Source organism: Pseudomonas aestiva (genome assembly GCF_039908605.1).
Lineage (GTDB): Bacteria > Pseudomonadota > Gammaproteobacteria > Pseudomonadales > Pseudomonadaceae > Chryseomonas > Chryseomonas aestiva.
The window spans coordinates 3,388,190-3,410,363 of the sequence record NZ_CP150916.1; the positions used below are offsets into that span (position 1 = coordinate 3,388,190).

The 22,174-nt window shown below is 65.1% G+C and carries 20 protein-coding genes and 1 tRNA gene; 6 read left to right on the plus strand and 15 right to left on the minus strand.

The features are described from left to right. Nucleotides 1-24 precede the first annotated feature (24 nt). The 8 genes from AABM56_RS15725 to AABM56_RS15760 form a co-directional block, all read right to left on the minus strand. A complete protein-coding gene (locus AABM56_RS15725) occupies nucleotides 25-873 on the minus strand; it encodes a glycosyltransferase family 2 protein (protein ID WP_133862468.1) in 849 nt (282 codons plus the stop codon). 13 nt (nucleotides 874-886) lie between these two features. Next, the gene (locus tag AABM56_RS15730) at nucleotides 887-1,243 is read right to left on the minus strand and encodes an SMR family transporter (RefSeq protein WP_027598043.1); all 357 of its coding nucleotides are present in this window, start codon (nucleotides 1,241-1,243) and stop codon (nucleotides 887-889) included. Continuing rightward, entirely contained in the window at nucleotides 1,240-2,073 is an 834-nt protein-coding gene (locus AABM56_RS15735; protein WP_133862469.1) for a sugar phosphate isomerase/epimerase, read from the minus strand. The genes AABM56_RS15730 and AABM56_RS15735 overlap by 4 nt, the downstream gene beginning before the upstream one ends. Next, the gene (locus AABM56_RS15740) at nucleotides 2,073-2,861 is read right to left on the minus strand and encodes a pyridine nucleotide transhydrogenase (protein ID WP_347883470.1); all 789 of its coding nucleotides are present in this window, start codon (nucleotides 2,859-2,861) and stop codon (nucleotides 2,073-2,075) included. Before AABM56_RS15740 ends, AABM56_RS15735 begins: the two co-directional genes overlap by 1 nt. A gap of 5 nt (nucleotides 2,862-2,866) precedes the next feature. Then, a complete protein-coding gene (locus AABM56_RS15745; RefSeq protein WP_347883471.1) occupies nucleotides 2,867-4,498 on the minus strand; it encodes a hypothetical protein in 1,632 nt (543 codons plus the stop codon). Continuing rightward, nucleotides 4,479-5,585, minus strand: a complete 1,107-nt coding sequence (locus AABM56_RS15750) for an FAD-dependent oxidoreductase (protein ID WP_133862471.1) — start codon at nucleotides 5,583-5,585, stop codon at nucleotides 4,479-4,481. Before AABM56_RS15750 ends, AABM56_RS15745 begins: the two co-directional genes overlap by 20 nt. A gap of 5 nt (nucleotides 5,586-5,590) precedes the next feature. Further along, nucleotides 5,591-6,613 (minus strand): glycosyltransferase, encoded by a 1,023-nt coding sequence (locus AABM56_RS15755; protein WP_133862472.1) that lies wholly within the window; start codon nucleotides 6,611-6,613, stop codon nucleotides 5,591-5,593. Nucleotides 6,614-6,858: 245 nt separating this feature from the next. Next, nucleotides 6,859-6,935 (minus strand) — tRNA-Arg (locus AABM56_RS15760). A 258-nt stretch (nucleotides 6,936-7,193) separates the two neighbouring features. On the opposite strand from AABM56_RS15760, the gene AABM56_RS15765 reads away from it, so the two are divergent. Next, on the plus strand, nucleotides 7,194-7,508 hold the full coding sequence (locus AABM56_RS15765) for an Arc family DNA-binding protein (RefSeq protein ID WP_007160462.1): 315 nt from the start codon (nucleotides 7,194-7,196) through the stop codon (nucleotides 7,506-7,508). A 51-nt stretch (nucleotides 7,509-7,559) separates the two neighbouring features. On the opposite strand, the gene mgtE is transcribed toward AABM56_RS15765, so the two are convergent. Next, entirely contained in the window at nucleotides 7,560-8,996 is a 1,437-nt protein-coding gene (mgtE, locus tag AABM56_RS15770) for a magnesium transporter (RefSeq protein WP_133862503.1), read from the minus strand. A 298-nt stretch (nucleotides 8,997-9,294) separates the two neighbouring features. Between mgtE and AABM56_RS15775 the strand changes: the two genes are divergently transcribed. Continuing rightward, on the plus strand, nucleotides 9,295-9,684 hold the full coding sequence (locus tag AABM56_RS15775; RefSeq protein WP_347883472.1) for a DUF4124 domain-containing protein: 390 nt from the start codon (nucleotides 9,295-9,297) through the stop codon (nucleotides 9,682-9,684). A gap of 110 nt (nucleotides 9,685-9,794) precedes the next feature. On the opposite strand, the gene pheA is transcribed toward AABM56_RS15775, so the two are convergent. The 4 genes from pheA to mtnA all read right to left on the minus strand — a co-directional run bounded on the left by pheA (nucleotide 9,795) and on the right by mtnA (nucleotide 16,121). Next, nucleotides 9,795-10,889 carry a prephenate dehydratase gene (gene pheA, locus AABM56_RS15780; RefSeq protein ID WP_133862473.1) on the minus strand — a complete coding sequence of 365 codons (1,095 nt, stop codon included), beginning with the start codon at nucleotides 10,887-10,889 and terminating at the stop codon, nucleotides 9,795-9,797. 2 nt (nucleotides 10,890-10,891) lie between these two features. Beyond that, the gene (gene serC / locus AABM56_RS15785) at nucleotides 10,892-11,977 is read right to left on the minus strand and encodes a 3-phosphoserine/phosphohydroxythreonine transaminase (protein WP_133862474.1); all 1,086 of its coding nucleotides are present in this window, start codon (nucleotides 11,975-11,977) and stop codon (nucleotides 10,892-10,894) included. Further along, entirely contained in the window at nucleotides 11,977-14,814 is a 2,838-nt protein-coding gene (gene gyrA / locus AABM56_RS15790; RefSeq protein ID WP_347883473.1) for a DNA gyrase subunit A, read from the minus strand. Before gyrA ends, serC begins: the two co-directional genes overlap by 1 nt. 233 nt (nucleotides 14,815-15,047) lie before the next feature. Beyond that, nucleotides 15,048-16,121, minus strand: coding sequence for an S-methyl-5-thioribose-1-phosphate isomerase (mtnA, locus tag AABM56_RS15795; protein ID WP_347883474.1), 1,074 nt, complete (start codon nucleotides 16,119-16,121; stop codon nucleotides 15,048-15,050). A gap of 118 nt (nucleotides 16,122-16,239) precedes the next feature. Here mtnA and AABM56_RS15800 point away from each other — a divergent pair, with 118 nt between their 5' ends. Genes AABM56_RS15800 through AABM56_RS15815 form a run of 4 tightly spaced genes read left to right on the plus strand, consistent with a single transcriptional unit; the run spans nucleotide 16,240 to nucleotide 19,714 of the window. Beyond that, the gene (locus AABM56_RS15800) at nucleotides 16,240-17,565 is read left to right on the plus strand and encodes a TRZ/ATZ family hydrolase (protein ID WP_133862477.1); all 1,326 of its coding nucleotides are present in this window, start codon (nucleotides 16,240-16,242) and stop codon (nucleotides 17,563-17,565) included. Nucleotides 17,566-17,597: 32 nt separating this feature from the next. Next, the gene (gene ubiG, locus AABM56_RS15805; protein WP_007160470.1) at nucleotides 17,598-18,296 is read left to right on the plus strand and encodes a bifunctional 2-polyprenyl-6-hydroxyphenol methylase/3-demethylubiquinol 3-O-methyltransferase UbiG; all 699 of its coding nucleotides are present in this window, start codon (nucleotides 17,598-17,600) and stop codon (nucleotides 18,294-18,296) included. Nucleotides 18,297-18,299: 3 nt separating this feature from the next. Then, nucleotides 18,300-18,971 carry an N-acetylmuramic acid 6-phosphate phosphatase MupP gene (mupP, locus tag AABM56_RS15810; protein ID WP_347883475.1) on the plus strand — a complete coding sequence of 224 codons (672 nt, stop codon included), beginning with the start codon at nucleotides 18,300-18,302 and terminating at the stop codon, nucleotides 18,969-18,971. Nucleotides 18,972-18,979: 8 nt separating this feature from the next. Further along, entirely contained in the window at nucleotides 18,980-19,714 is a 735-nt protein-coding gene (locus tag AABM56_RS15815; RefSeq protein ID WP_133862479.1) for a YciK family oxidoreductase, read from the plus strand. A 9-nt stretch (nucleotides 19,715-19,723) separates the two neighbouring features. Here AABM56_RS15815 and AABM56_RS15820 read toward each other — a convergent pair whose 3' ends face one another. Further along, nucleotides 19,724-21,676, minus strand: a complete 1,953-nt coding sequence (locus AABM56_RS15820) for a methyl-accepting chemotaxis protein (RefSeq protein WP_347883476.1) — start codon at nucleotides 21,674-21,676, stop codon at nucleotides 19,724-19,726. Nucleotides 21,677-21,824: 148 nt separating this feature from the next. After that, entirely contained in the window at nucleotides 21,825-22,115 is a 291-nt protein-coding gene (locus tag AABM56_RS15825) for a hypothetical protein (RefSeq protein ID WP_133862481.1), read from the minus strand. Nucleotides 22,116-22,174: the final 59 nt, after the last annotated feature.

Genomic DNA, 22,174 nt, shown 5'->3' on the forward strand with positions numbered 1-22,174 from the left:
GCACACCCGGCAAGCGCGACGGAATCAGCTTCGTCGTTGCGCCGCCAGCTGGGCGTCCTCGCCCAGGCGTGGGTTGTATTGGCCTGCACAGGCCTTCATCAGTACCTGCAGCACCGACAGATTACCTCTGACGCTGCTGATCTTGGTGGGTACCTCGCCCTTCGGATAGCGCCGCACGGTGGGGAGTTCCACGCAGCGATAGCCCAATTTCGGTACCCGATAGGAAAGATAGGCCAGCAACTCGTAGGTGGTGAACTCGTCGCGGAACGGTGCCACGCGCGGATCCAGCAGCATGGCCCGGCTGTAGGCGCGGAAACCCTGGGTGGTGTCGGTCCAGTGGAAACCCGAGGCCAGGCTCAGCATGGGCGCATGGATGAAGCGAATGGCGAAGTCGCGGGACTTGGGGGTGTTTTCCGCCACGCCGCCGGCCAGGAAGCGCGAGGCCTGGACGAAGTCGTAGCCCTGCTCGATGGCGTCGATGAAGCGCGGGATGGCGTCCGGATCGTCCTTGTCATTGCCGTCGATGGTCACGATGCCGGTGTAGCCCTCGTCGAGCACGAAGGCATAGGCGCAGCGCAGCTGGGAGCTGAGCTTGCCCGGTGCGGTCTTGACCAGCAGCCCACGCACGCCCAGCTCCTGTAGCCGCTGCGGCTCCAGCGAGCCGTCGGTACTGCCACCGTCGACGATGATGACATCGGCGATGTCGGCGATCCTGACCGCCGCCATGCGCCGCAAGAGGTTGAGAATCCGCTCGCCTTCGTTGATGACCGGGATCACCACGCAGTGCGGACGGCTGCGACCGTTCCAGAAGGTCGTCGAATAGCTGGGCACCTGCCAGAGGGCGCGCTCGGTGGCGGGAATTGCAGTAGTCATAGGTCCTCCAGGTTCAACCGACACGGGCCGTGATGAGGGCGACGCCGGCGATGATCAGGACGATGCCTGCCGCCGTGGTCCAGGGAAAGGCTTCGCGAAAGATCACCACCGACAACAAGGCGACGCTGGCGATGGCCCCGGCCGTCAGCACCGGATGCGCCACGTTCAGCGGCAGCTTGGCAAGGGCGGCGGCATACAGCAGAAAGGCCAGGCCATACATGAAGAGCCCCAGCCAGAATGGCCAGTTGGCAAGCGCGGCCATGGGATCGCTCAGACTGGGAAAACGCCGCGGCGGCAGCATGGCCAGCTTCACCAGCACGCTCGCCGAGGCGTTGGACGCAATGCCCAGGATCAGGATCAGCCACTTCATGCGGCAGCCTCCGGCAGGTCGCGATAGGCCTTGACCGCGACCTGGACGCCACGCTCCAGCGCGGCCAGGTTGGAGCCCTGCTTGGCCGGCAGCATCTCGATGCTGACCACCTGCTCCGGCAGCCGCCGGGTCAGGGCGAAGGCGATTCCCTCGTGGTTGGTACCGCCCTCCCCCAGGGTCACCAGATCCGGTTCGCTGGCATGGACGTGACCGATCAGTTCGGCATGCTCTTCGAGGACGCGGGCGGCATCCTCCTCGTTGATGGTCAGGGCGCCGGTATCGAGCTGCATGAGGATCGCCGGATGCTCCACGGCCCGTACCACGGCGGCGGTGGAATCGCTGTCGATCATGAAGTTGGCGCCATAGCGTGGCGGATTGGGCTCCAGGCAGATCTGCACCCGGTGCGCCGCGGCCACATCACCCAGGCGGCGGAAGAAGTCCCGTGCCTGCGCCAGGGCCTGGTCGTCACTCAGCCCCGAGCGATCGCGATTGCGCGGCGAGCCGAACACCAGGCGCGTCGCGCCCAGCCCCTCGGCGACCCGGCAGACGCCCTCCAGCTGCGCCAGCAGCGCGCGCTGCACGTCGTCGGCGCCGAAAACGTTGAGGCCGGTGGTGCCGAACAGTAACGCCTGCATGCCGGTGATCTCGATGCCGCGGGCCTGCCACTGCTGACGCACGACCTGGATTTCCTGAGCGGTGGCCGCCTTGGGATCGGCAAAATACTTGCCGGGGGCGATGTCGATGGCATCCACCCGGTATTGCTGCAGGATCTCGGCGACCATGGCGTCATCGGTCGGATCCCAGGCGATATTGGAGATGGCGATGCGCATCACTGACCCTCCGCCTTGATGACCGGGGGTTCCGACTGGGCATAGGCGCGGACCGCGAGCAGGGTGTCGCGCGCGCTGTACTGGTAGCCGTCACGCCCGCCGAAGACTTCGGCATGCACGCTGCGGAAATCGTAGCGCGCTGGCGTACCCTCCAGGGTATTGCCGAAGTCGCGTCCGAAACCCTGGCTGGCGATGTCAGCCACGCTGATGGGCTCGGCGGTCAGGTGCACCAGGTCCAGCCCGGCAGCCTGGGCGGTCTGGATGTCATAGCCGAGATTGACCATCGGATAGAACTGGAAGACGCCGCGACTTTCCACCGCGTGCAGGTTGTTGTCGTTGAGCAGGTCGTAGATCACGTTCTTGCGCAGCCCGGGCCCGACCAGGCCCGGCAGGCGGACGATCAGGGCCTTGGCGAAATGCTCACGGACGAACTGCTCCAGTCGATAGCGATTGGCGCCATAGGCGTGCAGTCCCTCTGCGTCCACCGCGGTGGTCTCATCGACGCCGAGCGGCTGCTTGAAGACATCCACGGTGCTGATCAGCACGAAGGAATCGCACTGGATCCGCGACAGATGACTGATCAGGCCATCGATCTTCTCGCGATCGGCCGCAGGATCGCGATTGGCGATCCACTTCTGCGCCGGCGCTCCGGCGCAGATGACCTGGCCATAGGGCTGATCGCCAATCTGGTCGATATTGGTGGAGCGAAACAGCGCGCCGAAGGCCTTCTGCTTGAGCAGCGTCGACCCCACGAAGCCGCTGTACCCTATCAATGCGTCGGTCTTCATGTAGCTCACCCCTTGGTCTTGAATCTCAGGCAATAGTCCGGTTGGCACTCCTCGACGGGATAACGCTCGTCCAGGTAGGCCTTGAGTCGTGGAAATTTGTCGTGCATGGAAATGTTGTTCAGCTTGAATGACCAGAAGGTCGTCGAATACACCACCGCCGGCGGATCGGCATGCTGCAGATCGCTGAGCAGATCGGCTTCGTAGGGTGGCGTGGCATAGACCGGATAGATGTACTTGGTACAGGCCGGCAGATCGGTCACGCCGTTGATGACCCCATTGTTGGCCAGATCGAACACACAGTGAGCGCCGCTTTCCAGCAGGCGCCGCGAGGCCCATTGCACCCCGGGCGTGGCCAAGGCGGCGTCATCCGGCAAGGCGGTCAGCGCCGGCACCCAGGCGAGCCCCTGGGCCCACACCCGCTCGACCGGCGACTTGTAGAGGTTGAAGGCGGCGAGCAGCACCAACAGCGCCGCCAGGGCCGGTACCAGCAGACGCCGGCTGAAGGCCAGCAGCGCACCCGCCAGCAGCACCGCAAAGAACGGCGAGGGATTAAGTCCGACCAGCCCCATCAGTACGGCAGCGGCAATGGCCGCGGCCGCCGCGCGCGGATGCGCCGAGATGTCCCAGCCACCGTTGCGGGCCAGCCGCTGCCGGCGGGCGGCATAGAGCAGGCTCAGCAGGGGTACCCAGAAGCCCATCTGGATATGCTGGAAGTCCGCGCGATTGACCCCGATCTTGAAGAAGATCGCGAGCAGCACTGCCAGGGCGCCAATCAGCGGCAGATCCTCGCTCCAGCGCCACGGCCAGGGCAGACAGCGGATCAGGGCGAAACCGGCCAGCGCCGTAGGCACTGCCAGCAGCAGGCTCAGCGCCAGCGGCCGGGCATTCAGGCCATAGCCCCACTGGGACGAGGTTTCCAGAAGGAAGGTCAGGTTCTTGACGTAATCGGTCAGGGCGAAGAAATCGGTACCAAAGCCAAGCCAGCCAACCGTTGCCACGAAGGTCAGCAGCGACAGGAAATGGCGCCGATGCAGAAGCAGCGTGAGCAGTACCGCCGAACCGATGGCCAGCACCCCGGCGATCCCGCGGTCATAGGACCAGAACAGATTGAAGCCGGCGGCCAGGCCGAGCAGCACCTCGCAGACCAATCGCCGCGGCGTGGTCTCCACCTTGCGATGCAGACAGAAGAGGAACAGTGACAGCAGCAGGAAGAGATCGCGATAGCCCACCACCTGGGTCGCCACGGCGCCCATGGCGACCAGCAGGATCAGGCGCGCGCGGCCCTTGGGCACGGGGCACAGCAAGACGGCCGTTCCCCACAGCAATAGGGCCGCGCCGGTGTTGCACAGTCCATAGAGGATCTGGGTCACCAGGAAGGTGTGCTGGGCGCCGAACCAGGTCTCCGCCAGCCACACCGGGATGAAATCCAGCCCGCCATGGATGGTGAAGGCATGGGCGCCCGGCTGACTGTGCAGCAGCGTCGGCAGCGTGGCGAAATATTCCCCCTGGTGGAAGGGGTCGAGGATGACGCCCTTGCCGAACAGAAAGAAATTGATGATGGAAAAGATCAGAACGCTGATGAAGCCGGCGACGCCGGACACCCCCCTGGGTGTCGCTTCAGTGGAAGGGTTCGGCATCGAGGCGCTCCAGGGCATCGAAAATGTTGTCGATCTTGCCGCCCAGCATCGAATAGCAGCCGGGCAGCTGGGAATGTTGTTCGAAGAGGATGGGACGGCCGTCGTCACCTTCGTTCTTCATCAGGATGGTCTTCACCTCGAACAGCGAATCCCGGTACTCCACCCGTGCCGCAGCCGACATGTAGCGGGCCACGTCGCGCACCATCCAGTCCGCTCGCGAAGCACGGTCGTAGTCGTCGAGCAGGGCATAGGGATCGGTGCCATTGGCGTCTTCCCAGTTCAGGTGCGGGGTGTAACGCACATGGGACAGAGTGTGCAGACCGCGCGCCGGGAACGGCATCATGGAAAAGAACGGACCGTCCATGACCGTCACGCCGAGGTTGCGCAGCTCCGGAGGCATCTCCACCAGGGCCATCTCGGTGATCTCATGGCGTAACCGGGTGGCCGTGCCGGGGAAATCGCCGCCGTACTGGTTGAGGCCGCTGTAGGTACAGTTGAAGAGGTAGCGGCAATGCAGCTCCTCCTGTCGTCCGGCTTCATCCACGACCTCGGCACCCAGTCCCCCCGCTTCACCGCGGATCGCCATCACGCGACTCTTGAGGCGCACCTCGACGCCGACGGCATCGAGCTCGCGACTCACTTCGGCGGCAAGTACGGCGGAGTTGAAGGCATATTCCTCAGTCAGATACACCGCCTCGATCAATCGATCGTCGAACAATCGACTTAATTCTTCGGATGCCGGCTGCAGGGAAGCCTCGATCCCCTGACAGAAGCGTTCGAACTGCTTGGCCGTTACCTTGGAGTTGTTGCGGGCAATGGCATACAACTTGGTGAAATCCCGCACTACCACATCGGGATAGTCGCGCAAGAAGCGCGGCAAGTTGACCCGGCTGCGAAAGGCCGTGACGAAACTGCGCGGATAGTGATAACCGTTATGAACACGTGCCTGATTGTGATAAGAGGCACGCTTCAACAGCCCGTCTTCCCGCTCGATCAGGGTGACTTTCGCAAAGCCCCTCACGCGCATGAGATACAGGGCCGTCATGGCCCCGTAAAATCCGCCACCGATGACGATCGCATCTTTCATGATCGTCAGGCCATGCCAAATTGAGTAGCCGGTCCTGCGGCATTACCGCCCTGCACTACTTCGACATTGAGCTTGTCACGGCGCGTCATGACGGCGCTCGTGAACTCCTGGGCGACATGATAGAGCGGCCCTTCGTTGACTCTGTGGGTCAACTGCAGGACATATTCGCCAAGGACGAGCAGGACCAGCGAAATGAGAAAGAACATGCCGGACTGCTGTAATGAAATCGTCACCCAACCCGGTGCGACGTCATCCTTGAACAGGCCGATGGCAATGACGTAGATGGAATAGAGCAGATTGGACAGGGCACCCACGATGGACAGGAAGCTGACCATGCGCATCGGCTTGCGGGTGGAGGACACCAGCAGGCGGGCACCGCGATCGAAGCTGCCGGACAGCCGCTTGGGCTTGCTACTGCGCGGCGGCATGCTGTATTCGAGATTGGTACGGGAGAAGCCCGCCGTCGCCGGCAGGTGCCTATAGGTCAAGGCCGGCGCGGGATGGCGCAGGATATAATTGATGACCTTCTTGCTGAGCATCCGGTACTGGGGCGCATCCTTGGCCAGATCGACCCCGTTGAATTGCCGGTAGAGGCTGTTGAAACCTCTGGAGCAAAGACTGTAGGACAGGGTCTGGCGAACTTTCTGCTGATTGTTGGCGAACACCACGTCGATGCCGCCGGCCGCCTGTTGCAACATGTCAGGCAAGAAGGCGATGTCATCGGTTTCCGGATCTATGACGACCGCGAAGTCACCAAGCGCATTTTCCAGACCCACCCAGGCAGCTGTATCGGAATCCACTTCCTTGGTCAGGGCATATACCTGCAGATTGGGCAGGCCGGTGATACTGGTGAGTTGTTTGAGTCGCGCTACGCTGTCATCAGCGGAGGCGTTATCGACAATGATAAGTTCGTAGTCACTTACCAAGGGACCGATAACAGTTGCCGCGCGTTCGAGGACGCTCTGCAACTCGGCAGCCTGATTACGAACGACGAACACGACTGAAAGTAGGACGGGATAAAAGGCCATGACGCGAACCTCCAGAGGCGCTCCAGATACAAGCAATGCAGACGGTTAGCCAACGGAGAGTACAGATAAATTCGGCAGGTTTTCGTCTGCTGCTCTATGCTGTGATCACAGCCACAAATCGCTACTGGAAGAGCCTGGAAGTCGGACAAGGTCGCCGTTTTTGCCCTATCCTCCAAACTGCTGTAACGGTTCGGCAAGGGCACCCGAAGGCGTCGGATCGCGAGGAGAGGTACTGGAAAGGAATCTGGTGTCCCAGAGTGGGGTCGAACCACCAACCTTCCCCTTAGGAGGGGGATGCTCTATCCAATTGAGCTACTGGGACAGGAAAGGGCGCTCATGGTAACGAGCAGCGGAAGGTTTGTCATGTTCCGGTTCGGCAGCGCCGCAGTGCGCGAGGACGGACAACGGCAGGAAGTTCTTCGGCAGCTTTGCAATTTGTTGCGTACGTCGGTAAATTGACGTCAATAAAAACAGATACCTAGGGACAGGTGGTTACAGAGTCCAAGGTGCCGTGAGTGCTAGCGGAACGAGACGAGGGCTAACGCCTTCACTGATTTTTGACTCCAGATGAAGTACCTCAATGACCCAGGCCATTAGATCCTACTCAAGCCGTACCGCTGACAAATTCGTCGTGCGTCTGCCCGAGGGCATGCGAGAGCGCATCGCGGATGTGGCCCGCAACCATCATCGCAGCATGAACTCCGAAATCATCGCGCGTCTCGAGCAGAGCTTGCAGCAAGAGGGCGCCCTTGGCGACGAACCCGGGCTTCGCCTGGACAGTCCGGAGATCACCGCCAGCGAGCGGGAGTTGCTGCAGCGCTTTCGGCAGCTGTCGGGTCGGCAGCAGAACGCCCTGATCTCGCTGATCGCCCACGACATCGACGCCGCATCCTGACGGTGTCCGGGCTGCCCTGCCCCTGGGTAGCCCTTTGCCCCCTACCCTGTCCTACATCAGGAAGAGGGTGGCGAGTCCCAAGAAGATGAAGAAGCCGCCGCTGTCGGTCACCGCGGTGATCAGCACGCTCGACCCCATGGCCGGGTCACGGCCGAAGCGCTGCAGGGTCATGGGAATCAACACCCCCATGAATGCAGCCAGCAGCAGATTGAGGGTCATGGCGCCCATCATCACCAGGCCCAGTGACCAACTGCTATAGAGATAGAAGGCCACCAGCCCTATCACCCCACCCCAGATAACGCCATTGCACAGGGCGACGCCCATTTCCTTGCGCAGCAGCCGTGCGGTGCTGGTGACACTGATCTGCCCCAGCGCCATGGCGCGGACGATCATGGTGATGGCCTGGTTGCCCGAGTTGCCGCCGATACCGGCCACGATGGGCATGAGTGCGGCCAGAGCCACCAGCTTCTCGATCGAACCCTCGAACAGGCCGATGACCCGCGAAGCGATGAAGGCCGTGATGAGGTTGGTGGCCAGCCAGGTCCAGCGGTTGCCAACCGATTTCCACACCGAGGCGAAGACGTCTTCGTCTTCGCGCAGACCGGCCATGTTGAGGACTTCGCTTTCGCTTTCCTCACGGATCAGGTCGACCATCTCATCGATGGTGAGACGACCGATCAGCTTGCCGTTCTTGTCCACCACCGGTGCCGAAACCAGGTCATAGCGCTCGAACGCCTGGGCCGCGTCATAGGCATCGCCGTCGGGATGGAAGGCCACCGCCTCCTTGGCCATGACCTCGACCACCAGCTTTTCCGGATCGTTGACCAGCAGGCGCTTGATCGGCAGCACACCCTTGAGGATGCTGTCGTTATCGACAACGAACAGCTTGTCGGTATGGTCGGGCAGCTCTTTCAGCCGCCGCAGGTAGCGCAATACCACTTCCAGGGCGACGTCATCACGGATGGTCACCATCTCGAAGTCCATCAGCGCGCCGACCTGATCCTCTTCGTAGGACAGCGCGGAGCGCACCCGCTCGCGCTGCTGGGCGTCGAGGGCGTCCATGAGCTCGTGAACGACATCGCGCGGCAGATCCGGCGCCAGGTCGGCGAGTTCGTCGGCGTCGAGCTGGCCGGCTACCGCGAGAATTTCCTGGTCGTCCATGTCGGCGATCAGGGTCTCGCGGACCGCGTCCGAGACCTCGAGCAGGATCTCGCCATCGCGCTCGGTCTTGACCAGACCCCAGACGGTCAGGCGGTCTTCCCGTGGCAAGGCTTCGAGGATGAAGGCGACGTCAGCCGGGTGCAGCTCGTCCAGGCGGGCACGCAGCTCTTCGAGGCCTTCTTCGGGAATATCGGCGGGGGATACGGGGGCGCGATCGTGGTCTTCACGCGCCTCGACAGCGAGGTCGTAGCGCTCCAGCAACTCCACGACCTGGGCGAGCCGCTCCTGCAGCGTCTCGTGGGGCTTTCTGATTTCTGCTTCGTTCACTACGGTCATAGCGCACTCCGGCCCGCCGGCGGAGCGCACCGACGAACCCTAACTCAACAACGGGACGAAAAAGGCGATTGAGTATTGACTGGGTAAGTCCATAAGGGGGGGATAACCACTGCCCCGGCGGGGCTGACGGCGGGGATGATACACCGGACCGCTGGCGGGTGCGAAGGCAAAAGGGTTTCAAAACAGCTATTTGCAAGGCTTCCGCAAGGCCCCGAGGGCACGCTTCCGACCCTCGCCGAACTTCCCCGGCTTCGCTAAGCTTGAGCCCCTACGTCAAGTAGGACGTCCCATGAAGAAGCTGCTCGTGCTCGGCCTGCTGCTGGGTTGCACCAGCGCCCAGGCGGCCACGGTGTATCGCTGCGAAGATGCCAGCGGCCACCTCACCTTTTCCGCCAGCGGTTGCGCCTCGGACAGCGACAGCCGTCTGCAGCGCGCGGACAATCCCCGTCCGGGCGGCGCCAAACCCACGCTGATGGCGAAACCCAAGGCCGCTCCCCGCAAGGAAGTCGCGCGCACGCCCACGGTGGTGGCAGCCAAGACGGACGGCTGTGGCGATCTGCTCAGTGCCAGCGCAAGGCGCCAGGCAATCATCCGCGGACAGGTCAAGGTCGGCATGAGCCGGGCGGACGTGGAGAACGCCCTGGGGCCACCGCAACGGATTTCCAGCTGGATGCCCTGACCCGTTATCACTACGAGGCGCGCCAGCGCAAGGACCGCACGCGGCTGGTGACCTTCGACGAACACGGCTGCGTGCGTCGCCGCTGACGCCCGCAACCAACGCCTGCTCCGTCAGAGTACGGCGCGGGGATAGGAACCGAGGACCTTGAGCGCCACGGCGCCGGTGGACAGACGCTCCAGGACATCGCGGATCAGCGGATCGGCCTGGTGGCCAAGCAAGTCGATGAAGAAGACATAGGTCCACTTGCCACTGCGCGAAGGCCGCGTCTCGATCCGGCTGAGGTCGATGTTGTTGGTGTGGAACGGCAGCAGCAGCTCGTGCAGGGCGCCCGGCTTGTTCTGCATGGAGACGATGATGGAGGTCTTGTCGTCGCCACTGGGCGGCACGTCCTGGTTGCCGATGATGAGGAAGCGCGTGGAGTTGTCCGGGCGATCCTCGATCTTCTGCTGAACCGGCGTCAGGCCGTAGAGCGAGGCCGCCATGTCGCCGGCGATGGCCGCGCTGTTCCACTCCCCTTTCACCCGCCGCGCCGCTTCGGCGTTGCTGGCCACCGCTACCCGCTCGACGCTCGGGTAATAGGAGTCCAGCCACTTGCGGCACTGAGCCAGCGACTGGGCGTGGGAATAGATGCGGGTGATGCTGTCGGCCTTGGTGTTTTCGCCGATCAACAGATGGTGGTGGATACGCAGTTCCACCTCGCCGCAGATCGACAGGTTGTGCTCGAGAAAGCTGTCCAGGGTGTGGTTGACCGCACCCTCGGTGGAATTCTCCACCGGCACCACGCCGAACTGGGAAGCACCGGCGGCGACCTCGCGGAACACCTCGTCGATGGCCGCCATGGGCCGGGTCACCACGGCCTTGCCGAAGTGCTTGAGCGCCGCGGCCTGGGAGAAGGTGCCTTCCGGGCCGAGATAGGCCACGTGCAGCGGCTCCTCCAGAGCCAGGCAGCAGGACATGATCTCGCGGAACAGCCGCGCCATGTCTTCGTCACGGACCGGACCGCCGTTGCGCTCCATCACCCGCTTGAGGACCTGGGCTTCGCGCTCGGGTCGATAGAACACGGGCTTTTCGCCTTCCGCCAGCGTTCCCATCTTGACCCGCGCCACGTCCTGGGCGCAGCGAGCGCGTTCGCTGATCAGGTCCTGGATGCGTTCGTCCAGGCTGTCGATACGCAGGCGCAGGGCCTTGAGCTCGTGTTCCGACATGATCAGCCGTGCTCCTTCTCGAATTCGGCCAGATAGTTCACCAGCACCTGGACGGCCTCCAGGGTGACGGCATTGTAGATGGAGGCGCGCATGCCACCCACCGAACGATGCCCCTGCAGATACAGGAGGCCGCGCGCTTCGGCGCCCTGGAGGAACGCCTTGTCGAGGCGCTCGTCCGCCAGGCGGAAGGGTACGTTCATCCAGGAGCGGTCGTTCTTGGCGATGGGGTTGCTGTAGAAGTCGCTGGCGTCGATGAAGCCGTACAGCAACTCTTTCTTCTGGCGATTCAGGCGCTCCATGGCGGGCAAGCCGCCCTGCTCCTTCAGCCACTTGAACACCAGGCCCGAGAGGTACCAGGAGAAGCTCGCCGGCGTGTTGTACATGGAGCCGTTGTCGGCCTCGACCTTGTAGTCCAGCAGCGTCGGGCAGGCGGCGCGAGCGCGACCCAGCAGGTCTTCGCGGACGATCACCACCACCAGACCGCTGGGCCCGATGTTCTTCTGTGCGCCGGCGTAGATCAGCCCGAAGCGCGAGACGTCCAGCGGACGCGAGAGGATGTCGGAAGAGGCATCCGCCACCAAGGGCACATCGCCCACGTCCGGAATCCAGTCGAACTCCAGGCCGCCGATGGTCTCGTTGGGGGTGTAGTGAACGTAGGCGGCATCCTTGGACAGCTGCCACTCGTGCTGCCCCGGGATGGCGAAGTAGTCGTAGCCCTTGGCGCTGGCGGCGACATTGACGGTGCCATAGTGCTGCGCCTGCTCGATGGCCTTGCGCGACCAGATGCCGGTGTCGATGTAGTCGGCGGTGCCGCCCTCGGGCATCAGGTTCATCGCCAGCTGGGCGAATTGCAGACTGGCACCGCCCTGCAGGAACAGCACCTTGTAGTTGCCGGGGACACCCAGCAACTCGCGCAGATCGGCCTCGGCCTGGTTCGAGATGGCGGTGAAGTCTTCACCGCGATGGCTCATCTCCATTACCGACAGGCCACGGCCCTGCCAATCCAGCAGATCGGCCTGGGCCTGGCGCAGCACAGCTTCAGGCAGGGCCGCCGGGCCGGCGCAGAAGTTGTAGGCACGCTTGCTCATCACTCGTCATCCTCGTCGGGAAGGTCATCGCTCGGTACGTCGCTGGCACCGGGCAGCACATCGTCCTGGTCCGGCTCGTGGCTGTCGACCGGCAACTCCTTGTCGAGCACCTCGTCGTCCAGTTCGGCTTCGTGATCCAGCAGCTCTTCGTCCACCGAAGGCTCCTGCACCCGCTCCAGACCCACCAGCTTCTCGCCCTTGCCGAGCTTGATCAGGGTGACGCCCTGGGTATTACGGCCGGTACGGGAGATGCCTTCGACCGGGGTACGCACCAGGGTGCCCTGGTCGGAGATCAGCATGATCTCTTCGCCGTCCAGCACCTGGATGGCGCCGATCAGGGGACCGTTGCGCTCGTTGATGACCATGGCGATCACGCCCTGGCCACCGCGGCCGCGCTGCGGGTATTCGGCCATGGCGGTGCGCTTGCCGAAGCCGTTGAGACTAGCGGTGAGGATCTCCGCGCCCGGCTCGGGGATCAGCATGGAAATCAGGCGCTGGCTTTCGGCCAGGCGCATGCCGCGCACGCCGCGGGCGGTACGGCCCATGGTGCGCACATGGCGCTCCTTGAAACGGATGACCTTGCCGCCGTCGGAGAACAGCATGACTTCGCGGGCACCGTCGGTGATGGCGGCGGCGATCAGGCTGTCGCCCTCCTCCAGTTTCAGCGCGATCAGGCCATTGCTGCGCGGACGGCTGAACTGCACCAGCGGGGTCTTCTTCACGGTGCCGTTGCGGGTGGCCATGAAGATGTAGGCACCGGTGGGCTCGTCCTGGCCGGCATCTAGGAGCTCGCCCTCTTCGCCTTCCCCTTCGCTCTCGACGTCGTCTTCCACCAGCACGGCGTCTTCGATGTCCAGGTTGTCGTCCTGCTCGCCCAGGTCTTCTTCACCGATGGGCGCCTGCTGGCGCACCGCTTCCAGATCGACTGGCAGCATGGCGGTGATGCGCTCGCCTTCGGCCAGCGGCAGCAGGTTGACCAGCGGCCGGCCACGGGCGGCGCGGGAGGCCTCGGGGATCTCGTAGGTACGCTTCCAGTAGACCTTGCCCAGGCTGGAGAACAGCAGCAGGGTGGTATGGCTGTTGGCGACCAGCAGGTGCTCGATGTAGTCCTCTTCCTTGACCGCCGAGGCCGAACGGCCGCGACCGCCCCGGCGCTGGGCCTGGTAGGCATGCAGCGGCTGGGACTTGGCGTAGCCGCCATGGGAGATGGTGACGACGCGATCTTCCTCGGTGATGAGGTCGGCGATGGTCAGGTCCACCTGGGAGGCGATGATCTCGGTGCGACGCTTGTCGCCGAACTCGGCCTTGACCTTTTCCAGCTCCTCGCGGATGACTTCCATCAGCCGTTCGGGATTGGTCAGGATGCGGATCAGCTCGCCGATCTGCAGCAGGATCTCCTGGTACTCGGCGATGAGCTTCTCGTGCTCCAGGCCGGTCAGGCGGTGCAGGCGCAGGTCGAGGATCGCCTGGGCCTGTTCCGGCGAGAGGTGGTACCTGCCGTCGTGCAGACCGTATTGCTCGGGCAGTTCGTCCGGACGGCAGGAATCGGCGCCGGCGCGCTCGACCATCTCGCGTACCGCGCTGGATTCCCAGGGCGTGGCGATCAGGCGTTCCTTGGCTTCGGCCGGGGTCGGCGAGCTCTTGATCAGCTCGATGACCGGATCGATGTTGGACAGGGCGACCGCCTGGCCTTCGAGGATGTGGCCACGCTCGCGCGCCTTGCGCAGTTCGTAGACGGTCCGCCGGGTCACCACTTCACGGCGGTGACGGATGAAGGCTTCCAGCAGTTCCTTGAGGTTCAGGGTCCGCGGCTGGCCGTCGAGCAGGGCCACCACGTTGATGCCGAACACCGTCTGCAGCTGGGTCTGAGCGTAGAGGTTGTTGAGCACCACCTCGGGGGTTTCGCCGCGACGCAGCTCGATGACCACGCGCATGCCGTCCTTGTCGGACTCGTCGCGCAGCTCGGTGATGCCTTCGATCTTCTTCTCTTTCACCAGCTCGGCGATCTTCTCGATCAGCCGTGCCTTGTTGAGCTGGTAGGGCAGCTCGGTGATGACGATCTGCTGACGATTGGCGCTCTTGTCGATGTCCTCGACCTCGGCGCGGGCCCGCACATAGATGCGCCCGCGACCGGTGCGATAGGCCTCGATGATGCCGGCACGGCCGTTGATGATGCCCGCGGTCGGGAAGTCCGGACCGGGGATGTACTGCATCAGATCGTCGACGGTCAGCTCGCTGTTCTCGATCAGCGCCAGGCAGCCATCGATCACTTCGCCGAGGTTGTGCGGCGGAATGTTGGTGGCCATGCCGACCGCGATGCCGCTGGAACCATTGACCAGCAGGTTGGGGATGCGCGTGGGCATCACCGCCGGGATCTGCTCGGTGCCGTCGTAGTTGGGCACCCAGTCGACGGTTTCCTTGTCCAGGTCGGCCAGCAGTTCGTGGGCGAGCTTGGACATCCGCACTTCGGTGTAACGCATGGCCGCGGCGTTGTCGCCGTCCACCGAACCGAAGTTGCCCTGGCCGTCCACCAGCATGTAGCGCAGCGAGAAGGGCTGCGCCATCCGCACGATGGTGTCGTAGACGGCGGTATCGCCGTGGGGGTGGTACTTACCGATGACGTCACCCACCACACGGGCGGATTTCTTGTACGGCTTGTTCCAGTCGTTGCCCAGCTCGCTCATGGCGTAGAGCACGCGCCGGTGCACCGGCTTGAGGCCGTCGCGCACATCCGGCAGAGCCCGGCCGACGATGACGCTCATCGCGTAGTCGAGATACGACTGCCGCAATTCGTCTTCGATATTGACCGGGAGGATTTCTTTGGCCAGTTCACCCATGAGAAGCCTGGTTCCTTCTGATCTGAAAAGCGCTAGGGCTCGTCCGCACGTCGGCCGAGCCTGATATAGGAGAGGCGAAAGCCCGTCTGGCGGCGCCTGCCACCGGCGGCGCGAAGGGCGCTCCAACCGGTTTTCGGCACTGCATCACCGCCTGCCGAGGGCTTTCGGACAAAGCCTGTGCAAAGAGCGAAATTCTAACACATTCAGGGATGTATCCGCCCCTGGCGATCGCCTCAATGCAGGCGTCGGCGATTCATCAGCTCGGCCATCTTCTTGGCGTCCGGACGCTCCACCACACCGCGCTCGGTGACGATGGCGTCGATGAGATCGGCCGGGGTGACGTCGAACACCGGATTGAAGGCCTCCACGCCGGCGGCGATGCGCTGCCCGCCCACTTCCAGCAACTCGTGACCGGCGCGCTCCTCGATGGGGATGTCGTCACCGGACGCGAGCTTCATGTCGATGGTGGAGCTGGGCGCCACCACCATGAAGCGCACCCCGTGGTGCATGGCGATGACCGCCAGGTTGTAGGTGCCGATCTTGTTGGCCACGTCGCCATTGGCGGTGATGCGGTCGGCGCCGACGATCACCCAGGCGACGTTGCGCGTCTTCATCAGGTGCGCCGCGGCGGCATCGGCGTTGAGGCTGACCGGGATGCCCTCCCCGGCCAGCTCCCAGGCGGTGAGGCGCGAGCCCTGCAGCCAGGGGCGGGTCTCGTCGGCGTGGACGCATTCCACCAGGCCGTCCAGGTGCGCCGCGCGCAGGACGCCCAGGGCGGTGCCGAAACCACCGGTGGCCAAGGCGCCGGTATTGCAGTGGGTAAGGAAGGTCTGCTTGCTGGCGTCGTGCTTGCGGATCAGCTCGACGCCCAGCTGGGCCATGGTCAGATTGGCTTCGCGATCGCTCAGGTGGATGGCTATCGCCTCGGCTTCCAGCGCCGCCAGGGCACCCTCCCCCGCGGTGCGCGCCAAGCGCTCGCGCATCCGGTTGAGCGCCCAGAACAGGTTGACCGCGGTGGGCCGCGAGGCCGCCAGCAGTTCGAAGTCGGCGTTGATGGTCGCTTGCCAGTCCTCGCCCGCCGCGGCGCGCTGGCGGGCACCCAGCACCACGCCATAGGCGGCGCTGATGCCGATGGCCGGCGCGCCTCTCACCAGCATGTCGCGGATGGCCTGGGCCACCTCGGCGGCGCCGTGACAGGCGACCCAGTGTTCGCGCAGCGGCAACAGGCGCTGGTCGAGCAGGTGCAGGGCACCGTCCCGCCACTCGATCGCCTTGATCTTTTCCGCCGCCAGCAGACGCTCTCGCATGATCTTTCCTCGACCTGAATCTGTAGCCCGCCAGTATACCGGCATCGGCGTGCGGATTTAGCGGTAGCGCCGCAAGGACCGCTATACTGCCGGCTCGCCCCTCTTGGAACCGCCGCAGATGCCCACCCCCGCGCCCCTGGACCTCTTGTTGCTCCCCAGCTGGATCGTGCCGGTGGAGCCGGCCGGGGTGGTCCTGCGCGATTACGCGCTGGGTGTGCGCGACGGCTGCATCGCCCTGCTCGCCCCGCGCAGCGAGGCCTTGCGCCATCCGGCCAAGGAGACCCTGGAGCTGCCGGGCAAGGTGCTGATCCCCGGACTGATCAATGCCCACGGCCACGCCGCCATGACGCTGTTTCGCGGCATGGCCGACGACCTGCCGCTGCAGACCTGGCTGCAGGATCACATCTGGCCCGCCGAAGGCCGCTGGGTCGACGAGGATTTCGTCCGTGACGGCACCACCCTGGCCATCGCCGAGCAGATCCGTGGCGGCATCACCTGCTTCTCGGACATGTACTTCTATCCCCAGGTGGCTTGCGAGGCGATCCATCGCACCGGGGTGCGCGCCCAGGTCTGCCTGCCGATCCTCGATTTCCCGATTCCCGGCGCCCGTACCGCCGACGACATGATCCGTCGCGGCCTGGAGCTGTTCGACGACATGAAGCTGCACGAGCGCATCAGCGTGGCCTTCGGCCCCCATGCGCCCTACACCGTGGCCGACGCCAAGCTCGAAGAGATCCTGGTGCTGGCCGAGCAGTTGCAGGCACCGATCCAGATGCACGTCCACGAGACCGCCTTCGAGGTAGAGCAGGCGCTGGAGCAGACCGGCGAGCGGCCGCTCAGCCGGCTACGGCGCTTGGGTCTGCTCGGCCCGCGTTTCCAGGCCGTGCACATGACCCAGGTGGACGACGAGGATCTGGAAAACCTGGTCGAAACCAACAGCCACGTCATCCACAGCCCCGAGTCCAACCTCAAGCTGGCCAGCGGCTTCTGCCCGGTGGAGCGCCTCTGGCAGGCCGGCGTCAACGTCGCCATCGGCACCGACGGCGCGGCCAGCAACAACGACCTCGATCTGCTCGGCGAGACCCGTACCGCGGCCCTGCTGGCCAAGGCCGTCGCTGGCTCGGCCACCGCCCTGGACGCCCATCGCGCGCTGCGCATGGCCACCCTGAACGGTGCCCGCGCCCTGGGCCTGGAGCGCTGCCTGGGCTCGCTGGAAATCGGCAAGGCGGCCGACCTGACCGCCGTCGACCTCAGCGGTCTCGCCCAGCAGCCGCTCTATGACCCCGTCTCGCAACTCATCTACGCCACCGGCCGCGATCGCGTCAGCGACGTCTGGGTCGGCGGCGTGCCGCTGCTGCGCCAGAGCGAACTCGTGCGCCTGGACGAGGCCGAACTCATAGCCAATGCGCAGCAGTGGGCCACCCGTATCCAGCAGGGCGCCTGACGCGCCCCGCTCCCTTGCCTCTGGAGAACACCATGTCCAACGTCGATAACGCCGAGATCGCCAAGTTCGAGGCCCTCGCCTACCGCTGGTGGGACCGCGAGAGCGAATTCAAGCCGCTGCACGACATCAACCCGCTGCGCGTCAACTGGATCGACCAGCACGCCGGTCTGGCCGGCAAGAAGGTGCTGGACGTCGGCTGCGGTGGCGGCATCCTCAGCGAAGCCATGGCCCAACGTGGTGCCCAGGTGACCGGCATCGACATGGCCGAGGCGCCCCTGGCGGTGGCCCGGCTGCACCAGCTGGAATCCGGCGTGCCGGTGGAATACATCCAGGAGACCACCGAGGACCACGCGCGCAAGCACGCCGGCACCTACGACGTGGTGACCTGCCTGGAGATGCTCGAACACGTGCCGGATCCCTCCTCGGTGATCAAGGCCTGCCACGACCTGGTCAAGCCGGGCGGTCAGGTGTTCTTCTCCACCATCAACCGCAATCCCAAGGCCTATCTGTTCGCCATCGTCGGTGCCGAATACGTGCTGCGCCTGCTGCCGCGCGGTACCCACGATTTCCGCAAGTTCATCCGCCCCTCGGAGCTGGGGGCCTGGGCTCGTGCGGCCGGCCTCAATCTGCGTGACGTCATCGGCCTCACCTACAACCCGCTGACCAAGAGATACAAGCTGGAAGGCGACGTGACGGTGAACTATATGGTGCGCACCCAGCGCGAGGACTAGGCCATGCGTCTGCAAGCGGTCCTTTTCGACATGGACGGCACCCTGCTGGACACGGCGCCGGATTTCATCGCCATCATCCAGGCCATGCGCCAGGACCAGGGCCTGGCAGCGGCCGACGAGGCCCGCCTGCGCGGCGTCATTTCCGGCGGTGCCAAGGCGATGATCCTGGCCGGCTTCGAGGTCGATCCGCTGGGCGCCGAACTCGAACCGCTGCGCCTGGAATTCCTCGAGCGCTACCAGACGCAGTGCGCGGTCCATACCCGGCTGTTCGACGGCATGGAAGAGATCCTGCGCGATCTAGACGCTGCCCGGCTGCGCTGGGGCGTGGTGACCAACAAGCCGGTGCGCTTCGCCGAGCCCATCATGCAGCGCCTGGGCCTGGCCGAGCGCTCGGCCTGCCTGGTCTGCCCGGACCACGTCACGCACAGCAAGCCGGACCCGGAGATGGTGGTGCTGGCCTGCCGGCAACTGGATGTCGATCCCCAGACCGCCCTGTTCATCGGCGACGACCTGCGCGACATCGAGTCGGGCCGCGCCGCCGGCAGCAAGACGGTGGCGGCGCGCTACGGCTACATCCATCCGGACGACCACCCCGAGCACTGGGGTGCCGACGCCATCATCGACCATCCGCTGGAATTGCGTGCGCTGCTCGATCGCGCACTGTGCGGCTGCTAGGGGTTCAGATGTTCGACTACCAGGCTCCGGCCGAGCTGCTCAAAGACCGTATCATCCTCGTCACCGGCGCCAGTCGCGGCATCGGCGCCGCCCTGGCCAAGGGCTGCGCCGCCCTGGGCGCGACCCTCATTCTCCAGGGCCGCGATGCCGCGGCGCTGGATCAGGTGCGCCAGGAGATCCAGGCCGGCGGCGGCCGGGCCGAGACTCTGGTGCTGGATCTCGAACAGGCCGATGCGGCGGCCTATGCCGCCGTCGCTGAGCGCCTGCAGCGATGTCATGGTCGTCTGGATGGACTGGTGCACAACGCCGGCCTGCTGGGGCCGCGGGTACTGCTGGGGCAGACGCCCGCCACGGCCCTGGCGCAGGTGCTGCAGGTCAATGTCCAGGCCGGCTTCGCCCTGACCCAGGCCCTGCTGCCCCTGCTCAAGGCTGCCGGTGAGGCCTCGGTGATCTTCACCTCCAGCAGTGTCGGTCGCAAGGGCCGGGCTGGCTGGGGCGCCTATTCGGTATCCAAGTTTGCCACCGAGGGCCTCATGCAGGTCTGGGCCGAGGAGCTTGGAGAAGCCGGTATCCGGGTCAACAGCGTCAACCCGGGCGGTACCCGTACCGCCATGCGCGCGGCGGCCTATCCCGAGGAGGACCCGGCCCGGGTGCCTGCGGCGGACGCCATCCTGCCGGTCTATCTCTATCTGCTTGGCCCGGCCAGCCAGGGCACTACCGGCCAGGCGCTCAACGCTCAGTAACAGCGCCGGTCAGACGTGGAAGCGCTGCACCAGGCGCGAGAGTTCGTCACCCAGCTCGGCCAGCTCGCGGCTGGCCGAGGCCGTCGCCGCCATCGCCTGACTGGATTGATCGGCGCCGTCGCGAATGCGCGTCACATTGACCGCGACCTCTTCGGCCACCCCACGCTGCTGGACCGCCGCCGCGGCGATCTGCTGATTCTTCTGCTGGATGCTGGCCACCGCCGTGGCGATACCGGCAAAGGCGCGCCGCGTATCACCGGCACTGCCCAGGGTCCCGGCCAGCAGGGTCTCGCTCTGCTGCATCCGCGCGACCGCCTCGCCACTGCCCTTCTGCAGCACCACGATGAGTTGTTCGATCTCGACGCTCGACTGCTGGGTACGGCGCGCCAGGGCGCGGACCTCGTCGGCGACCACGGCGAAGCCGCGACCCTGTTCCCCGGCGCGCGCCGCCTCGATGGCCGCGTTGAGCGCCAGCAGATTGGTCTGCTCGGCCACCGCCTTGATCACGTCGAGCACGCTGCTGATCGCCTGGCTGTCGTGGGACACGCCCTGGAGCCGCTCGGCAGCGGCGCGAACGTCCACCCCCAGGGTCTCGATACCGGCCAGGCTGCGGCCGATCACCGCCTGGCCATCGCTGACCTGGCGTTCGGCCTGATCGCCGGCACCGGCAGCGGCCTCGGCGTCCGCGGCGACCCCCTGGGCCGTGGCGGCCAGTTCGGCCATGGCCGCGGCCACCTGATCGGTTTCCTCCCGCTGGCGGGTCACGCCCAGCTGCGCCTCGCGCGCCTGCTCGGCCAGGGCAGCCGCGGACTGGCCGAGTCGGCCGATACCGTTCTGCAACTGCAGGACCATGCCGCGCAGTGCCGCCACCATGCTGGCGCTGGATCTCTGCAGCTGACCGATCTCGTCGCCCCGATCCACCGTCAATTCGACGTCCAGCTGACCCTGGGCGATGCGTTCGGCAGCGGCGATCACCTTGCGCAGCGGCCGGACAATGGCCAGGGTGATGATCAGCGCGGCCAGGGCGCCGACGATCAACGCCAGCAGGGCCACGCCACCGATGGTCAGCAGCCGCTTGGTCATCATCGCCTGCAGTTCGACTTCCTGTTGGCCGTAGAGGGCATCAACCCGCTGCACGGCGGTCTCGGCCAGGCTGGTCATGCGCGCGCCGGCGGCCTGCTCCTGGGCCATGGCGGCGGCATAGTCGCCCAGGCGGCGGATGAATTCCTTGATGTTGGTGGAGACGTCCTGGATGACCGAGGAATAGGCCGGATCGCTCAGTTGCGGCTCTACCTTGGCCAACAGCTCCAATGCGGCACTGGCCGACGGCAGCGGCTGATTGTCCACCGTGCTCTTGCTCGCCCGCGCCTGGGCTTCGTCGAGGCTCTTGAGCATCAGGCGATAGAGTTCGCCGACCTGTTGCGACAGGGTCAGGAGTTCGGCGCCCTGCTTGCCACCGGAGTCCTTGAGGGCATAGGCACCGTCATCCAGCAGGCCGGACTGGAGGATGTCCAGGCTGTTGGCCGCGCCCTCCACGAGGAAGGCCGCCCCTTCCATCGCTAGACGGCGTGAGGTGTTGAGGCGCTCATAGTCGGCGAAGGCGGCGCCATAGGCCTGGGTGGCCGCGCGGGCGGCGTCGATATCGGCCGCGTTGGCACTGCCCACCTCGGTCGCGAGCTGCCCCAGGTGATCGAGTACCGCCGGCAGCGCCTGCCGCAGGTGCTCGGCCTGGGTGGCCTCGCCGCTGAGGCGAAAACCCTGCTCCAGGGCGCGGAGCTGCATCACCTGCCGGTTGACCGCGGCCATGTCGCGCAGGGAACCGAAGCGATGTTCCACGTCCTTGAGCGCGAGCCCGCCCTGCAAGGCCACCACCAGGGTCAGCAGCAGCACCAGGCCAAAGCCCACGGCCAGTTTGGTCGCGGTTCGCCAATTGGCCAGGCGATAGCGGGCAATCCCTTTCATACGGCACCCCAACGGAATGAGTTCTACCGACGCTGTCGTCCGCAGAAGCCGATTCTTGAGGGGCTGGGGGCTAACGGACCGCTATCCGTCGCACGCGGTTATGCCGACGTCGCTTTGGATGGCGGCCGTTTGCCAGCCGCACGACCGATCAACGACCGGCGCGGGACTCGCGAATATAGAAGCTCGCCTTTTCGGCATTCTTCACGCAGCCGGTGTAGGCCTCGACCTGCTGTTGCGTCTTGGCGGTGGACAGCAGCGCCAGCGCCTTGGAATAGCTCACCGTACCGGAAAAGCCTTCGGCCTTGGCCAGGTCGAGCTCCTGCCAGGCAGAACGGGTCTGGGCGGCGCAGCTATCGCGATTGACCACCTTGCCCGAGCACCCTGCGAGTACCACGGCAGCCAAGGTGGCGGCCAGAACAGGAACCAGTTTCGCTTTCATCTCTTTGTTTCCTTGCGACCTGCAGCCGGCCGGAACGGCCGGATAACCGCAGCGTAGAC

What these genes read in the sequence shown, in the direction of transcription:
- AABM56_RS15815 (WP_133862479.1), top strand. Translation starts at nt 18,980, where the DNA reads ATGTTCGACTACCAGGCTCCGGCCGAGCTGCTCAAAGACCGTATCATC.
- AABM56_RS15740 (WP_347883470.1), bottom strand. Translation starts at nt 2,861, where the DNA reads ATGAAGACCGACGCATTGATAGGGTACAGCGGCTTCGTGGGGTCGACG.
- gyrA (WP_347883473.1), bottom strand. Translation starts at nt 14,814, where the DNA reads ATGGGTGAACTGGCCAAAGAAATCCTCCCGGTCAATATCGAAGACGAA.
- pheA (WP_133862473.1), bottom strand. Translation starts at nt 10,889, where the DNA reads ATGTCGGAACACGAGCTCAAGGCCCTGCGCCTGCGTATCGACAGCCTG.
- ubiG (WP_007160470.1), top strand. Translation starts at nt 17,598, where the DNA reads ATGTCCAACGTCGATAACGCCGAGATCGCCAAGTTCGAGGCCCTCGCC.
- AABM56_RS15745 (WP_347883471.1), bottom strand. Translation starts at nt 4,498, where the DNA reads ATGCCGAACCCTTCCACTGAAGCGACACCCAGGGGGGTGTCCGGCGTC.
- AABM56_RS15755 (WP_133862472.1), bottom strand. Translation starts at nt 6,613, where the DNA reads ATGGCCTTTTATCCCGTCCTACTTTCAGTCGTGTTCGTCGTTCGTAAT.
- mtnA (WP_347883474.1), bottom strand. Translation starts at nt 16,121, where the DNA reads ATGCGAGAGCGTCTGCTGGCGGCGGAAAAGATCAAGGCGATCGAGTGG.
- AABM56_RS15800 (WP_133862477.1), top strand. Translation starts at nt 16,240, where the DNA reads ATGCCCACCCCCGCGCCCCTGGACCTCTTGTTGCTCCCCAGCTGGATC.
- AABM56_RS15750 (WP_133862471.1), bottom strand. Translation starts at nt 5,585, where the DNA reads ATGAAAGATGCGATCGTCATCGGTGGCGGATTTTACGGGGCCATGACG.
- mupP (WP_347883475.1), top strand. Translation starts at nt 18,300, where the DNA reads ATGCGTCTGCAAGCGGTCCTTTTCGACATGGACGGCACCCTGCTGGAC.
- AABM56_RS15725 (WP_133862468.1), bottom strand. Translation starts at nt 873, where the DNA reads ATGACTACTGCAATTCCCGCCACCGAGCGCGCCCTCTGGCAGGTGCCC.
- AABM56_RS15775 (WP_347883472.1), top strand. Translation starts at nt 9,295, where the DNA reads ATGAAGAAGCTGCTCGTGCTCGGCCTGCTGCTGGGTTGCACCAGCGCC.
- AABM56_RS15765 (WP_007160462.1), top strand. Translation starts at nt 7,194, where the DNA reads ATGACCCAGGCCATTAGATCCTACTCAAGCCGTACCGCTGACAAATTC.
- AABM56_RS15825 (WP_133862481.1), bottom strand. Translation starts at nt 22,115, where the DNA reads ATGAAAGCGAAACTGGTTCCTGTTCTGGCCGCCACCTTGGCTGCCGTG.
- serC (WP_133862474.1), bottom strand. Translation starts at nt 11,977, where the DNA reads ATGAGCAAGCGTGCCTACAACTTCTGCGCCGGCCCGGCGGCCCTGCCT.
- AABM56_RS15735 (WP_133862469.1), bottom strand. Translation starts at nt 2,073, where the DNA reads ATGCGCATCGCCATCTCCAATATCGCCTGGGATCCGACCGATGACGCC.
- AABM56_RS15820 (WP_347883476.1), bottom strand. Translation starts at nt 21,676, where the DNA reads ATGAAAGGGATTGCCCGCTATCGCCTGGCCAATTGGCGAACCGCGACC.
- AABM56_RS15730 (WP_027598043.1), bottom strand. Translation starts at nt 1,243, where the DNA reads ATGAAGTGGCTGATCCTGATCCTGGGCATTGCGTCCAACGCCTCGGCG.